Source organism: Pedobacter sp. 22163, assembly GCF_052045595.1.
Taxonomy (GTDB): domain Bacteria; phylum Bacteroidota; class Bacteroidia; order Sphingobacteriales; family Sphingobacteriaceae; genus Pedobacter.
In genome coordinates, this window is the sequence record NZ_JBQEPM010000014.1 from 1 (window position 1) to 17,100 (window position 17,100).

Consider the following 17,100-nt stretch of genomic DNA (forward strand, 5'->3'; position numbering starts at 1 on the left):
GGTGAGCTAGCATCGGATACCTTAAAATCTAATTTAAGATACAAAAAAAAGAGCAGAGAAACCAAGGTTATCTGCTCTTTTTCAGCCCAATTATTAAGAGGACTTTTTCAGTGCCCTCGTTTTTGTCGGGACTTTTTTATAAAATATTAAGCTCTTTAGCGCGGTAACCGGCTAAAGATTCATGTCCTACTTCTAACTCTGTTATCAAATAACTAATGCTTTCTATCGGGCAAACCCTTAATCTTAAAGCAATATCCAGTTTCTCGGAGATGCAAAGCACGGCCGTTTTTTTTGCACAACCCAACATGGCTTTTTTAAGTTGGTTAATTTCCCAGTAAGTATCCGTTAAGCCCTCATCTGGGTGGATGGCGCTGGTTCCCATCAGGCATAAATCGGCCTTAATTTCCGATAACTGTGTAATTACTTGCCCGCCGTAGGTAACCTGCGAATTTTTCGAAAACAAGCCTCCAATCAAAATCACTTCAATATTATTGTATTTAGCCAGTTCTACTGCAACCAGCGGACTAATGGTGAAAAATGTAGCAGATAGGCCCTGTGGAAGTCGTTTCACAAATTCTAAAATCGTTGTTCCTCCTCCGGTTAAAACTACCATGCCATCTTTTATCAACTGAACGGCTTTTTTGCCAATCGCAATCTTACTATCTCTGGCATATACCGTACTATCGTCAAAAGAACTGTGATAAGATTTCGATAAAGCACCGCCATGAACCTTATAAAGTAAGTTTTCATCAACAAGCTCTTGTAAATCCCGTCTGATGGTATCTTCCGAAACATTAAGCAGTTGGACCAGATCAGAAGTTAATACGCGGTTATGTAAATTAATCTGGCGCATAATGAAGTCGTGGCGTTCTTTTTTCAGCATAAAGCAGGGTCTGGTTTTAAACGAATGTATAAAAGATTTTTAGAATTTTTAAATTTTGCGTGTTTTTGCGCTTTTGTGCGATAAAGTTTTGAAAAATATCGCAATTATTGCATTTGATTTTGTTTTTATATCCAAAAACATTTCTATATTTACGATAACTAAATGTTGAGATGCGTTATTATGCGTGTTTAAACAAAAACCGGAACAACAACTAATTTCATTTTAACCATTTCTTAAAGCAGTTTTATGAAGAAAAAACTACTCCTAACTTTTCTTGGTGGGTTTTTTTTGATTGCGCATCTTTTTGCGCAACAAATTACCATAACCGGGAAGGTCACATCCGATGATGGACCGGTGCCAGGCGTATCTGTTCGTGTAAAAGGAACAAATACTGTTGCACAAACTAATTCTACCGGACTTTACAGTATTAAAGCGCTTAAATCTGATGTTATAGTATTCACATATGTGGGTTATATAACTCAAGAAAAAGCCGTTGGCTCAAGCACCACAATTAATATCGTGCTCAGGCAGAATGCGAGCTCGCTAGATGAGGTTGTGGTTACCGCTTATGGGATTGAACGGAATGCTAAAAGCTTAGGCTACTCAACGCCCACTGTGCGCGGAGATGAAGTTACCCAAACAGGCCGCGAAAATTTTATCAATGGTTTGGCTGGAAGAGTTCCGGGACTTTTTGTAAACCCAACATCTGGCGATCCAGGAGCATCTTCCCAGATCATTTTAAGGGGTATTGTTTCCATGACGGGTGATAACTCCCCGTTGATTGTTTTGGATGGGGTGCCGATTGATAATTCTGTCTTAAATCAGGGCAGTACAGCTATGAATGGCAATAATAGGAGTCAGGATTACACCAACAGGGCATCAGATATCAATCCGGCAGATATAGAAAGTTATACTATTTTAAAAGGGCCTGAAGCTACGGCACTTTATGGTAATTTAGGCGCAAGTGGAGCCATAGTAATCACTACCAAGAAAGCTAAAGCGGGTAAATCAAGTGTCTCCTATAATGGTTCTTTAAGAATTGAAACTGTTAATAATTCGCCTGAGGTTCAGCAGGTTTATGGCCAAGGTGATGCCAATGGTGTTTTTAATGGGGGCTCCTTTAATTTTTTTGGGCCAAAGTATCCCGAAGGATTGCCTGTTTACGATAATGTGGGAAGTTTCTTTAGAACCGGTACCGCACAAAAGCATAATGTGGTAATAGAAGGAGGCAAAGAAGCATTAACATACAGGTGGTCTAATGAGTACACAGACAACAAAGGCACTATTCCAACAACCAGATACCAAAGGTTTGTATCTAGTGTAACCGGAGTAATTCCTATTTCGGATAAAATTAAGGTAACAACCCGATTTAGCTATACAAATGCATACAACAAGAAGGCAAATAAGGGTGTTCAGGGTTATTTAATGGGGTTATTGAGGTTTCCGTCGAGATTTGATGTAAACAATTGGATCGATCCTGTTGGGAACAGGGTAGTTACAACAGGTACAATTTATAATGAGAGTGATAATCCATTTTGGGATGTAAATAAAAACTTGTCAGAAGATAAAACGAATGCAATTGTCGGTAATGCAAATCTATCATACAGGCCAACTAAATGGCTAACAGTTACAGGTATTTTAGGAACTAATCTTTCAAATACAACCGGGTTGACGGTTTATCATACACAATCTTTTTCTGGCTCTGGAAGCGCGGCTACACCAACAGGCGGTACCATTAATACATACCAGGCTTTAAATAAAAGGTTGGATGGTTCTGTAACAGCATCTGCGGTGCATAAATTCTGGAAATTTAATAACACCTATATCATTGGTGCCAATTTTTCTGATGTAAACAATACCATTAACTCTGCCAGAGGGCAGAATATGTTCGATCCCGATTTTTATAGCATCAACAACACTTTGCCATCAACGCAGTCGGCCAAGCTTGCCATTAACCGTTACCGGAATGCGGGTGTTTTTGCCCAGGCTGTACTTGGTTATCAGTCTTTATTTTACTTAACATTATCTGGCAGGTTAGATGCAGCATCGAGGTTGATGCCAAGTAATCCATACTTTGCTTATCCATCAGCAAGTTTTGCATTTAATTTTACGGAGCTAGAAGCAGTTAAAAGTTGGAATATTTTCAGTAGTGGAAAGTTGAGGGCTTCTGCAGGTATAACGGGTAAGGAGCCGTACAAGGCGTATGCACTGGCTACCCGTTTATTAACCGTAAATAGCACTGGTGGCGGATTTAACTACGATCTTGCCAATGGTGGAAATCCTGATTTAGTACCCGAACAGACTAAAAACTTCGAAACCGGATTTGAGTTCGGCTTTTTGAAGGATAGAATTAGTGTAGATTTTACGTATTATAAACTCAATAGTCACAAGCAGATTATAGCACCAAGGATCAGCTATGGTACCGGTTCAGTAATCAGGTTAATGAACGGTGGCGATGTTGTTAATAAAGGTGTTGAAATACAATTGAAAGGATCGCCCATTCGATCCAAGGATTTTAACTGGGATATGACCTTCAATTTTACCCATAATAAAGGTATAGTACTGTCGATAGCTGATGAGCTTCCCGAGCTTTACGATTCTGATACCTGGGTTGCAAATGGACTAAGGGGAGCCGTTTTTCCTGGTGCAAGTACTCTTGCTATTGCAGGATGGGTTAACCAACGTAATAACAGGGGTGATCTTTTGATTAACCCGGCAACAGGCTTGCCGATTTTAGGAAGTGATCAGGAATTTCCTGTAATTGGTGATCGGACACCCAAATTTAACCTCGGTTTTGTGAATAACTTAAACTACAAAAATTTTAATCTTTCGTTTTTGTTGGATCTAAGGGTTGGCGGAGATGTTTATAACCAGACCCAATACGAGCTTTACAGAAGGGGTTTGAGTATGAAAACACTTGATAGAGATGTACCAAGGGTAATTACAGGAGTGCTAAAAGACGGCTTGGAAAATACTGCAAATCCAACAGTTAACACTATTTTGGTTACTCCATCGGCAAATACAAATTACTATAGTTCTACAACAAGCGGCATAGCGCCTGAAATGTTTGTAGAAAAAAATATCAAATCTTTAAGATTAAGAGATGTTACCATTTCTTATGATTTTCCCGCAAAAATGCTTTCCAGAACTAATTTTCTACAGGGTTTGGGCGCCTATGTAACCTTAACAGATGTTTTTTTAATTACGAATTATTCGGGTACTGATCCAGACGCAAACGCTAACAACCCATCGTTGGGTGGCGCTGGTGGCTATGGTATCGATTATGGGAATATGGGGAGACCGCTAGGGGTTAATATTGGTTTTCGTTTAAAATTGTAAGAATATGAAATATCTTAAAATAATAATATTTTCGGTCGTTGTGTTATGCATAACAGGCTGCAAAAAATGGCTCGATGTTAATACAGATCCTGCCACACCACAAGTTACAAAAGCTGAATACCTGTTGTCGCCAATTATGTTTCAAATGGCAAACAATACAGCTACGGATAACAGGTTAATTTTTAAATATACTCAGGATATGTTTGGGCAAGATGTAACAACATTTACTGTTGCCTGGGAAAAACACGGTTACCAATCGGCAAGTGATTTGGGTGGTTCTATGTGGAGGATGGTATACATAAACTTTGGTTTAAACCTGGAGGATATGATCAAAGATGCTGAGGCTACAGATAAATGGACTTATGCCGGAATTGGTTATGCAATTAAGGCATGGGGCTTTCAGTTGTTGACTGATGCTCATGGTCCGGTAATTTTAGATGAGGCTTATGCAAATCAGTTAAAATTTAAATACCAGGACCAGCAGGAAGTTTATGCAAGAGTGCGCCAGTGGGGCCAAAAAGCATTAGAATGCTTCAACAAAACCGATGCCGCAGGAACAGCTGCTTTGTTGGCTGGTGTTTCCGGCGATCAAATGTATAAAGGTGATCGGGTTAAATGGAAGAAATTTGTTTATGGGTTATTGGCGCAACAATACAGCCATCTGATTAACAAGGCTGAATTTAACACTCAATATGCCGACAGCGTTGTTAAATATGTTGATCTGTCTTTTTCATCGGCTGCTGATGATGCAACAATAAACTTTGGCGGAACGAATAGTAACGATTCAAATCCATTTAGCCAGAATTTTGGAATGTATACGGCCACTGCAACCACCGCCCCAACTTACGGAAGGATTGGGCAGCCTATTATTAGTCTGTTAACCGGTGGAATGAGGGGGACAGCTGCTATTGATCCCACGGTACCGGGTGCTGATCCAAGGTTGACCCGGATGATGAACCCAATTCCTTCCTCAGGTGTGTACCGGGGCGCATTGCCTTTTAATGGAACAGCAACTACGCCGCATATTTTAGGTGCATTGTCTGGAACGTCGATAGTGCCATTTCCAGGAAAATATATCTATTCAAATGCAGCGCGGTATCCGGTGATGAGTTATGCTCAATTGCAGTTTGCAAAGGCAGAAGCGTTGTTTAGAAAAGGAACAATGGCTACGGCGTTTACTGCATACGTTAATGGGATTAAGGGGCATATGGATTTTGTGAATCTTTATGGAAGGAACGGATCTCCTGCCGCGGCTACAATTTCTACTACCGAAATAAACAACTATTTGGCCAGCACCGAAGTAGCTCAAAATGCCAGCGCCTTAACAATCGCCGATATTATGCAGCAAAAATATGTTGCCCAATGGGGTTGGGCAGGAATGGAGCAATGGAGCGACTTACGCAAATATCATTATGATCCTTTAGTTTATAAAACATATAAACAACTTGAAGTTGGAGATTTTTTTGAACGGAACAATGGAAAATATGCCTACAGATTAAGACCAAGATATAGTTCAGAATATATTTGGAATCAGGATGAACTGGCTAAATGGGGAGGACTACAAACGGATTATCACACGAAAGAAACCTGGTCTAATCTTCCATAAATTAAACTTATAGACATGAAATCGATAATAAAAATATTTTTAGCGGTTGGCATTTTAACATTTGTAATCTCTTGTGGTAAAAACGAAATCAACTATGGTGATTTTGAAGTTTTGAAAGATGATCAGGCAATGTTGAAGGTTAATTACAATATAGCCTACACCGCAGATCCTAATGTTCAGATCAATATTAATGGACAAAGAGTGAGCACGCTTATTAAGACCCGATATCCGTATCCCGGTGGAGGTTATGGGACGTTAGGAGATTCAAGGCCGGATTATTTGGTTATTAAGCCTGGGACATCTGAAGTATCGATCTCTATACCTAAGAAAGGTACAAGTATAGATTCTGTCGTGTTATATAAAACCGCTGTTTCTGCTGAAGCAGGTAAGGCTTATACGCTGCATTTAACGGATACTGCAACAAATACAAAAAGTCTATTGGCCTTTGACAGTTTTGCGCTTCCAGATTCGGGAATGGTAAAATATAAATTTGTAAACCTAATGCCGAACGTTCCTGCGGTTGATCTTTATTATGGTACTACGCTTGTGTGTTCTAATGTTGGCTATTTAAAAGAAAGTGAATATTTTATCCGCCCGGTTTTAACCGGAACCGCTTTGGCCTGGACAGTTAAGGCTACGGGTGGAACAACTACTATTGCAACATATACAAGCGCAAGTACAATGCTTAACAGAAGGATTTATACCGCTTTTGCTACAGGGTATACGGGCAGAACCGATGCAGTAAGAAAACCCTACTTAGGCTTTTTTCTAATTAGATAATTTTCTCTCTTTTATTTTATTAGGTCGCCGCTGAATTAAGTGGTGGCCTTTTTTGTTAATTTTTTTAACATTAAGGTCTGTTTAGAGCCTATTTTAATTGCGCTATTATGCGGTTTTGTGCAATAATATCAAACTAATTACAATGTGAATACGCCAATTATTTGCATTTAAGTGAAAAACAATCGTGATATTTACTTAAAATTCAGGAATATGCGGTATTTTGCGTGTTTCTGGGTTCTAACTAACAACTATAAACTTTTTCCTCTTTGGTGATTATGAAAAAAAAACTACTATTAATTTTTCTTGGTATGTTTTTGTTGCTGGCTCATGCCATTGCACAACAAACTACCATTACAGGTAAGGTTACGTCTGAGGATGGACCAATACCCGGTGTTTCAGTTAAAATAAAAACAGGAACCACCGTAGTACAAACAGATGGCAGTGGAGCATATGCTATAAAAGCAAGCAAAGGTGATGTCTTGGTATTTTCATTTATAGGTTATGCTACTCAGGAAAAAACTGTGGGTGCGGGCAACACAATTAATGTTTCGTTGGCGTCCAATTCACAAGGGCTTCAGGAAGTTGTTGTTGTAGGCTTTGGTACACAGAAAAAAGCAAACTTAACGGGAGCAGTAACCACGGTAGATGTTGCAAAAACTTTTGGAAGCAAGCCCTTAAACGATCCTACAAAAGCATTACAAGGTGTTGTTCCTGGTTTAACCATTACTTATGGCAATGGTGGGTTAACTGCAGGGCCAAACATTAACATTAGGGGAGTTGGTTCCATAAATGGAAATAGCAGACCGTTAATTATTGTTGATAATGTAGAGACACCCGATCTTTCCATCATTAACCCGGCTGATATTGAAAGTGTTTCTGTTTTAAAAGATGCAGCATCGACTTCAATTTATGGGGCCAGAGCGGCTTTTGGAGTGGTTTTAATTAAAACCAAATCGGGCAAGAAAAACCAGCCGACAAAAATAGTTTATACTAACAATTTCTCTTGGAATAAGCCAACGGTATTGGCTGATTTCGCAGATCCTGTTCCAGAATTGCAGGCACTTTATGATGCATCGGTAAGGGCAGGCACTACATCGCCCGAAACTTTTGGTATGCAGCTAACGAAACTAAGGGACGGCATTGCCAACTGGCAGAATAAATATGCGGCTACAAATACCGGTAATGACATGATTTTGGGTCAGGATTTTGACTATGTAGATGGCCGTGTTTATTTTTATAAAGTTTGGGACCCAAAAAAGGAAATGCTGAAAGACTACACTGCTCAGTCTAGCCATAACTTGAGTTTACAAGGTGGAAGCGATAAAATTGGATATTATTTATCTGGCGGTTACGCAAATGAGGGTGGTATTTTTAAATTAAATCCTGACGAAATTAATAAATACAACATCAGCGGCTCGATAAATGTTGCCGCAACCAAATGGTTGGATGTAGACGCGAAACTTCTCTTCAGAAACTTCAAGTACGATTATCCATACCAATACCAAAACTACTGGTACTATTTCTGGAGATGGGGTTCTTACTTTCCGTACGGTAAATATAATGGAAACTATTTCAGGCATACACCTGCTTATCTAGCCAAGGCACAAACATCAAATGTAACCGAAAATTACAGTCGTGTGGATCTTGGTGCAACCATTAAAATCACAAAAGATTTAAGCATCCGTGCCGATTATACGCTTGGTAGAGCTAATGCGCTTAGGCATGAAGTTGGAGGGCCAATAAATGCGATCGATTTCTGGACGGCAGGCACGCCACCACTTGTTGCAAATATAGCAACCGCATCGCAAGATATTGTAAGTTATGGTGAAACCAGAAACATGGTCAACACGCTTAATGCATATGCAACGTATCAAAAAACGATTGCTACAAATCATAATATTAAGCTTACTGCAGGTGTAAACTCCGAGAACTATGATAATGTTCAGTTTACCGCAGCTAAAAATACGGTTTTAGACCCTTCAAGAGGTGAATTGGCATTGGCAGTAGGCACACAATTGGCCAGTGGCTACCATGGTACCGTAAATGGTACCATTTCATATCCAGTTGGCGCTTATGCCGGTTATTTTGGACGTTTTAATTACGATTACAAAGGCAAATACTTGTTGGAAGTAAACGGAAGATACGATGGTTCATCAGCCTTTTCTAAATTAGACAGATGGGGCTTTTTCCCTTCAGCTTCTGCAGGTTACCGTTTAACTGAAGAAAAATTTATGAACTTTATTAAACCTTATGTTGATGACCTTAAACTCAGAGCATCTTATGGTTCAGTAGGAAATCAAAACGTTGGGGGACAATATTATATTCCTACAATGACTGGTTCATCTGTTAATTGGATCACACCATCTGGAACTACATTGGTTCAGGGAGTTGCGGCGCCAATTGCAGTTGCACAATCTTTAACCTGGGAGAAAATTCAAACGCTAGATTTTGGTACGGATATACGTTTCTGGAAAAGTTACATTGGTTTATCGGTTGATTATTATCAACGAGATACCAAAGGCATGTTACAGTCAACATCTGTTCCATCTACTTTTGGTGCAGCCGGACCAAAAATTAATGCTGGAAATTTCAGAAACCGTGGTTATGAAATCAGTTTAGACTTAAACTATCCGGTTAATAAGGACCTTAATCTCTATGCTACCTTAACCTTGGCAGATAATAAAACGGTATTTACGAAATGGAATAACCCGTCTAATTTAATTTATCAAAACAATGCCAACTATCAAAATAATGGTTTTTATGTAGGCCAACAATATGGTGAAATTTGGGGTTTCGAAACTGAAGGTTTTTTCCAATCTGCAGACGAGGTAAAAAATTCTCCTAGTCAGGTAGCTTTGCAAAATGGAAACTTTGTTTACGGTGCAGGTGATGTGAAATACAAAGATTTAAATGGAGATGGTGTAATTAACCAAGGTAAAGGTACGGCTGACGACCATGGCGATTTAAAGGTTATTGGTAATAGTCAGCCCAGGTATCAATACAGTGCCCGTTTAGGTGGAGCTTTTAAAGGCTTTGATATCGATGTATATATTCAGGGCGTTGGCAAGCGTGATTATTGGGGCCTTGGCACCATGATTATCCCTGCTTATGGCAATGCCGATATTATGTATGCTAATCAGTTAGATTACTGGACACCTTCAAATCCAAATGCATTTTATCCTCGTCCTTACATTGGCAACAGCGCAACTAAAATTGCTCAGTTCCCGGCAAGCGGAAATAACTTCTACCCTCAATCTAAATATTTATTAAACCTAGCCTATGCCCGGTTAAAAAATGTAACCATCGGCTATACCTTGCCAAATAACTGGTTGAAAAAATATGGAATTGAGAAATTTAGAATTTACCTGAGTGGACAAAACCTTGCAACAATTTCGAACGTAGGTGCACCAATAGATCCTGAAATGACAGATGGAGAAGCTGGCTATACAGGGCGTACCTTTCCGTTTAACAGACAATATTCTTTCGGTGTTAACTTAACATTATAATAAGAGCCATGAAATTAATTAAATCAATATTATATTTATCATTTATTGCAGTCTTAGGCGTTAGTTGCTCCAAAGATTTAAATGTAGATACACCCGACCAATTTTCTGACGACAACTTTTGGACGAGCGAAAACAATGTCCGGACCTATAACTGGGGTTTTTATGCCTTGTTTACAGGTTTTGGAACAGGTACAACTGCCGATTTTTATTTTTCAACCCTATCAGATGATCAAAATGCGGCGACGTTCCAAAATTTTGCATTAACTGCACCAACAACTTCGGCAGATTGGGATTGGACTTATGTCCGTAAAGCCAACATCATGTTAGAGCGGATTAATCAGGTACCGATGAGTGATGAAGCGAAAAAGCACTGGAATGGAATTGCGAAATTTTTTAGGGCTATGGATTACTTCAATAAAGTAAAAACTTTTGGAGGAGTTCCATACATCAGCAAATCTTTAGATGTTGCCCAAACAGATGTGATTTACAAACCTCGCGATACCCGTCAATTAGTAATGGACAGTGTTTTAAGTGATATCAATTATGCCGTAGAAAATATCCGTGTTAACGATGGCGATAATGTTGTAAATCGCGACGTTGCGCTGGCTTTAAAAGCCAGGATTTGCCTTTTCGAAGGTTCTTATCGGGTTTACCATACAGAGTTATCCTTGCCGGATGCTGATAAATTTTTAACGCAGGGTAAAGATGCCTGCGAAAAACTAATGACAGGTAAATATACTCTTAATGCTGATTATAGAAGTATTTATAGTTCAATGGATTTGGCAGGAAACAAAGAGGTTCTGCTTTATAAAAGATATTTAGCTGGTGTATTAACGCACTCGGTAATTGGTTATACCAATGCTACCACCCAAATGAGTGGTTTAACCAAATCAGCTGTTGAGGCTTATCCTGCAACCGATGGTTTGCCAATAAGCCAATCTCCACTTTACCAGGGTGATAATACCATTACTACACTTAGGGCAAATAGAGATAACCGGTTATTGGGTACCATTGATAACTTTTTGTGCTATAACGGTACTTTGGTAAACGGTTATAGTTCGAGTACTGGTTATCGTCCGTCTAAATTTCTAAACCCGGCTTCCAACCAATTAGCGCCCTTTAATGAAACCGATGCGCCTATTTTTTACTATCCTGAAGTTTTGCTTAATTATGCAGAAATTACCGGAATCCTTGATCAAATAGGTAAGCTTACTTTTATTCAAGCCGATATGGATAAATCAGTTAACCTTTTAAGAACCCGCGCGGGAATTGCGAAGCTTAACGTTACAGGTGGCGGGAATGTATCTGCTGGTACAACTGCAATTGCCGATCCAAAAAGAGATGCAGATGTTTCTCCCTTGATGTGGGAAATACGACGTGAACGTAGGGTAGAATTAATGATGAACGGATTTAGGTATCAGGATTTGATGCGCTGGAAAAAAGGGAAATACTTAGATAGAGCTCAAAATGTTGAGGCCTTTTTAGGTGCAAAAGTGCCTGATAATGGTAAGGTTTTAAGAAATGCAGAGGGTTATATTGTTCCTTATGCTACAACTTTAACCAGAACATTTGTAGATCCAAAAAACTATTTATCGGCAATTCCAACTGGTCAGATTAGTTTGTATCCTTCAAATACACTACAGCAAAATCCAGGCTGGTAATTTTTTATAAAGAAATATTTTATAACCTCCTCAAACTTAATAAGATTGAGGAGGTTTTTTATGCTTATTATTTCGTGCTTAACCAAACTACTTTTCCATCCATTGTACTCGCAAGTATATTTTTTCCATCAATCACATTTACGGTATTGATCATCGAATTATCTATTTTGTGTGCCCAAACCGTGCTTTGTTGTTTAGGATCGATAGCATAAATAACACCATTCTTTGTTCCAAAAAACACCTTTCCGTCCTTTTCAATCAACATGGATGGCACATGTTCATATCCAAAGCCTACGTTATATCGCCAAAGTATACCCAGATCTTGTGCCTGTGCTTTATAAGCTACTATTTCGTCCTGCATGGTTTTGCCATAAATGATGGTACTGTCTGCAGATTGTCCGATCGATTCCCGAACTGTAGCTTCTTTGTTTCGCCAAAGTGTACTGCCGCTTTTCGCATCAATCGCGGTTAAATAACGGTCTGGAGCTGCAATATAAATTATTCCGTTATAAGCTACAGGAGTTACCATAGCTGGCGAAAACATTCTGTTGCCCTGGCCATTGTTCCATTTCCACAACAAGTTCCCGCTGTTAATATCAAGTGCGTATAGATGCCTGCCCCAGGAGCCAAAAATAATTTTACCCTGATAAATGAGTGGTTTGCCCACAATTGTACCTTCTACCTCTTTAAATGCCCATATTTCATTCCCTGTTTTAACATCCAGTGCCCTAAAGGTATTATCGCTGCCACCTATGTACACCTGTTGTCCGCTAACTACCGGCGAACCTAATACCGAGTTAGTTGTTTCTTTGCGCCAGATTTCCTTTCCTGTTTTTGCATTTAATGCGTAAATAGAGCCATCACCTGAACCGAAAATAACCATATTGTTAACAGCAACTGGTGATGAATAGATAGCGCCTTTGGTTTTAAATGTCCATACTTTTTTCCCTGTATTTTTATTTAAGGCTTCGACCAAACCTAAGCTATTGCCAAAAATAACATTGTTTGAGGTATAGGTTGGTGTATTTACCACATTGGCATTAGAGTGGTATGTCCAGACCTCTTTTGTGCCCGGGTATTTACTGTTGATGGCAAAATCAGGGCGTTCATATTTTTTTGAATCAGCCTGAAAAGTTTTTAGTGCAATTTTTCGCCATGCAGGAAGAATATCCTGAGTTGGTTTTTTAACCTGAAAAAATGCACTATCCCTGGCCATCGTTACAATGTTGTACCCACCAATACTATCCTTTGCCCTTAGGTTAGAGCGGCCCATTGTGGCTTCAATACCTTCAAAATTATAAGGATGATTATTGTGTCCATGGCCGCAAATGGCATACTGGATATTATATTTCTTTAACTTATCTGTTGCTTCGTACCAATTATCCAAGCTGTTATCCAATGGGTAGTGATTGGCAAAAATAATGGGCATATTTTTAGGTGTTGCTTTAAGCACACTGTCCAGCCAAACAGTAGCGTCCCTTGGAATGTGTCCATCGCTCATCCTTACATAAGGACCAGATGCACATGCAATAAAACGGTAGCCATTATGATCGAAAATAAATTTATCGCCGCCAAACGCTTTGATAAAATTTACACCACCTGATTCAGACCATCCGGTATCATGGTTTCCAGGGATAATGTGATATGGTTTATTTAATTTCGATAAGATATCTTTAGCTAATTTAAGCTCATTATTGGTGCCCATTTCGGTTATATCGCCCGTAATAATCACAAAGTCAATATCATTTAGCGTATTTAAATCAGCAACAGTTCTATTAAGATCTTCTTCGCCCATTGATGACCCGACATGGGTATCGGTTACAAAAGCATATTTAAAATTTTGGGCTTTTACAGTGAGCGAGAACAGGACAGCAAACAGTAAAAGAATGGAATGTTTCATTTGTTTTTCGTTAAATTGTTTGAATAAAAATCGGTATTTTTTGGGTTAAAACGGAGCTGTAATGCCAATATTACATGTTAATAAACGTGTTGCAATAAGTAAGAATTAGGTTAAACAGGAAACTAACTCAAACAAGTTAAAACCTGGTGATGGTGTCTTTTATACACTTGATTTAAGGTATGCTGTTAGGCTGTTTATCAAAGTTGATTTTGTTACCTAGGTTCACATATTTGATCAATCCTTAGCTTTTTATGTAAAAAGGCTGAGATGCTTTCTTTTGATAAAAAAATATTAGTGATATTTAAGATAAGGCACTGTTAGCCTGTATTTTTCGTGTTAATTCATCTTTTCTAATCCTTAATTAATTAATTTTATGAAAAAAAGACTACTATTCTTGTTTCTGGGAATGTGTTTTTTGGTGGGACAAGTATTTGCCCAGCAAGGCACCATTTCCGGTAAAGTAACATCAGCAGATGACGGTACGCCGTTGCCTGGTGTTTCTGTAAAGGTTAAAGGATCTACAGCCGGAATCAGCACTGATCCTGACGGGCGTTATACCATTAAAGCCAACAGCGATCAGGTTTTAGTTTTTAGCTACATCGGCTCTATAACCGAAGAGCGGCCAGTTGGAGCTAACAGGGTAATCAATGTTCAGCTAAAGCAGGATGCTAAAACGCTAAATGAGGTAGCCGTAACTGCATTTGGGGTAAAGCAGGAGGTAAGAAGCTTAGGTTTCTCTACCCAAAACGTTAAAGCCAAGGAAATTGTCGATTCTCAACAGCCAAATCTGGTTAATGCGATGCAAGGAAAGGTGGCAGGCGTACAAATCACCAATTCAAGTGGTGCGCCAGGCTCATCAGCAAATATTATGATCAGGGGCGGAAGCTCGTTAAGTGGAAATAACCAGCCGCTGTTTGTGGTTGATGGTATCCCGGTTGATAATACCACGCCAGTAAGTCAGGCAGGGCTTGTAGCCAGTACTGCTCCGGCGTCAAACCGGGCCATCGATATTAATCCTGAAGATATTGAGTCGTTAACAGTATTAAAAGGGCCTGCCGCTGCGGCACTTTATGGAATCAGGGCCGCTTCTGGCGCCATTGTAATTACCACCAAAAAGGGTTCTGGCGGTGCAGCAAAGGTTACTTATCAGAATACTTTTTCGCTGGATAATGTTAACCAACTACCCGAGTTGCAAGGTAAATATAAACAGGGCGAGGCGGGTAATTTTAGCGCAACAGCTCCAAATTCGTGGGGGCCGGAATTTGCTGCAAATGAAACCGTTTACGATAACCTGAACAATTTCTTCAAAACGGCTTTCTCCCAAAGCCACGATCTTTCGGTAAGTGGAAGTTCTGAGCGAAGCACTTATTATACTTCTGCATCACTTTTAGATCAAGGCTCTATAGTAGATAATTCTGATTTTAGAAGAAAATCTTTCAGGGTGAATGCGGATACCAAAATCGGCGAAAAACTTACAGTTGGTGGCTCTGCGAACTACGTACGGACAGATCGTACTTCAGTACCGCAAGGGAGTGCTAATGGTACAATGGGTGCGTTATATTGGCCACGTAATGATGATATGACCAATTATTTGAACCCGAATGGCTCGCAAAGGGTTTTTCCGGGAGGTAATGACAATCCTTACTGGACCATCCAAAACAAACCGATTACCAGTGGGATCAATCGCTTTATCGGGGTGGCCAATATCAACTACGATCCCTTTAGCTTTTTAAATCTAACCTATCGCCTGGGTACCGATCTTTATACCGAGAATTTTAAGGCAGTACGGATGCCCGGAACTTTAGAGACTGATGCCTTGAAAGGCGCCATCGCCCAGAATACCAATACCAATCAGATTACCACATCTACTTTTATTGCCACGGCTAAAAAAACTTTCTGGGATGATTACAATTTCAGCCTGGCCATTGGTAACAACATCGAAAATACCAGGGTGCAAACCCTAACGGCTAATGCCATCAATTTTATTGATCCAACTTTTCCCAGTATTAACAACACCGTTGCTACCGATCGGTCTGTTTCTGAAACCCTAAACCGCAGAAGGATTGTAGGGGTATTTGGAGATTTTAACTTCGATTGGAAGAATATTATCTATGTGAACTTAAGGGCGCGGAACGATTGGACCTCAACTATTCCGGTTGGCGATAATGCTTTCTTTTATCCGGCAATAAGTACTTCTGTTGTTTTAACAGATTTATTGAAAGAGCTTAAGCTAAAATCTGATGATCAGATTTTTTCATACGGAAAGATCAGGGCGGCATATTCCAATGTAGGTAAAGATGCACCACCACATGTAACTACAACATCACTTGCTGCCGTTACCAATACATTCACCATCAATCCACGTGGTTTTATTACCAATGCCAACAATGCATTTGGAAATCCACAGCTTGTACCCGAGTTTACCCGGGCATTTGAGGTAGGGGCAGACTTAAGGTTCATCAAAAACCGATTTGGTATTGATTTTACCTATTACAGAAGCAAATCCGATAACCAGATATTGGCAACCAGGGTTCCGCCATCAGCAGGAGCTTTTCTTACCTACTTAAATGGAGGGGCCATTCAGAATAAGGGGATCGAGGTGGTGTTAAATGCACAGGCGATCGTCAAAAAAGATTTCAGGTGGACCATCGATATCAACTTTGCGCATAATAAATCAATTGTGAAAGAGCTTCCAGGTGCTTTAGATCGGGTCGAACTATCTGATGCCTGGGTGGCTGCAAATGCCGCTCAGGGCGCCGCATTCTTAAACGGAAGTTTATTTGGTATCAACGGTAATGTTTGGAAGCGGAATGCTCAGGGACAGCTGTTGCTGAGTAATACCGGCTATCCGCAAGTGCAAACAGCTTTAGCTAATATTGGCGACCGAAACCCCGATTTTACTTCGGGCATTACCAATACCTTCAACTACAAAAATTTCTCACTCTCCTTTATGGTCGATATCCGGGTAGGCGGCGATGTATTCAACGCGACTGAGAATTCATTGGTCCGTTCGGGCTTAAGTACAAAAACATTGGATCGCGGATCAAAAGTTTTTGATGGAATTATAGAATCTACCGGATTGCCAAGTGCGCTATCAGTTCCGCTAAATCAAAATTATTATCAGACCATCTATGCCAACCAAGGCTACGACTTTGTAGAGGATGGTAGTTGGTACAGATTGAGATACGCCACTTTAACCTACAACATGCCAAACAGCTTTTTAGCTAAAACGAAATTAAAAGGCCTGGCATTTACCGTAACTGGTAGAAACCTGGTTCTGATTACCAAATATTCGGGCGTAGACCCTGAGGTTTCGGGCAGTGGTGCAGGCGTTGGTGGATCGGGTTCTTTCGGTTTCGATAACCTCGGTATTCCTGCTACACGTGGAGTAGATATGGGTTTAAGATTAACTTTTTAATTGCATC

The 17,100-nt window shown here is 39.8% G+C and carries 8 protein-coding genes; 6 read left to right on the forward strand and 2 right to left on the reverse strand.

All coding sequences use genetic code 11. From position 1 onward, the window contains the following. Window positions 1-136: 136 nt before the first annotated feature. Window positions 137-883 carry a DeoR/GlpR family DNA-binding transcription regulator gene (locus ACTJKN_RS25585; RefSeq protein WP_440828458.1) on the reverse strand — a complete coding sequence of 249 codons (747 nt, stop codon included), beginning with the start codon at window positions 881-883 and terminating at the stop codon, window positions 137-139. 246 nt (window positions 884-1,129) lie between these two features. Between ACTJKN_RS25585 and ACTJKN_RS25590 the strand changes: the two genes are divergently transcribed. From ACTJKN_RS25590 to ACTJKN_RS25610, 5 genes are all read left to right on the forward strand, one after another. Beyond that, window positions 1,130-4,222 (forward strand): SusC/RagA family TonB-linked outer membrane protein, encoded by a 3,093-nt coding sequence (locus tag ACTJKN_RS25590; RefSeq protein ID WP_440828459.1) that lies wholly within the window; start codon window positions 1,130-1,132, stop codon window positions 4,220-4,222. A gap of 4 nt (window positions 4,223-4,226) precedes the next feature. Continuing rightward, on the forward strand, window positions 4,227-5,828 hold the full coding sequence (locus tag ACTJKN_RS25595) for a SusD/RagB family nutrient-binding outer membrane lipoprotein (protein WP_440828460.1): 1,602 nt from the start codon (window positions 4,227-4,229) through the stop codon (window positions 5,826-5,828). 15 nt (window positions 5,829-5,843) lie between these two features. Then, entirely contained in the window at window positions 5,844-6,608 is a 765-nt protein-coding gene (locus tag ACTJKN_RS25600; RefSeq protein ID WP_440828461.1) for a DUF4397 domain-containing protein, read from the forward strand. A 275-nt stretch (window positions 6,609-6,883) separates the two neighbouring features. After that, the gene (locus tag ACTJKN_RS25605) at window positions 6,884-10,114 is read left to right on the forward strand and encodes a SusC/RagA family TonB-linked outer membrane protein (protein WP_440828462.1); all 3,231 of its coding nucleotides are present in this window, start codon (window positions 6,884-6,886) and stop codon (window positions 10,112-10,114) included. 8 nt (window positions 10,115-10,122) lie between these two features. Beyond that, entirely contained in the window at window positions 10,123-11,775 is a 1,653-nt protein-coding gene (locus tag ACTJKN_RS25610; RefSeq protein ID WP_440828463.1) for a RagB/SusD family nutrient uptake outer membrane protein, read from the forward strand. Between the two features lie 67 nt (window positions 11,776-11,842). Here the strand turns inward: ACTJKN_RS25610 and ACTJKN_RS25615 are convergent, their stop codons facing one another. Further along, window positions 11,843-13,675: an outer membrane protein assembly factor BamB family protein gene (locus tag ACTJKN_RS25615; protein WP_440828464.1), complete on the reverse strand. Its 1,833-nt coding sequence runs from the start codon at window positions 13,673-13,675 to the stop codon at window positions 11,843-11,845. 373 nt (window positions 13,676-14,048) lie between these two features. Between ACTJKN_RS25615 and ACTJKN_RS25620 the strand changes: the two genes are divergently transcribed. Then, on the forward strand, window positions 14,049-17,093 hold the full coding sequence (locus tag ACTJKN_RS25620) for a SusC/RagA family TonB-linked outer membrane protein (RefSeq protein WP_440828465.1): 3,045 nt from the start codon (window positions 14,049-14,051) through the stop codon (window positions 17,091-17,093). Window positions 17,094-17,100 lie beyond the last annotated feature (7 nt).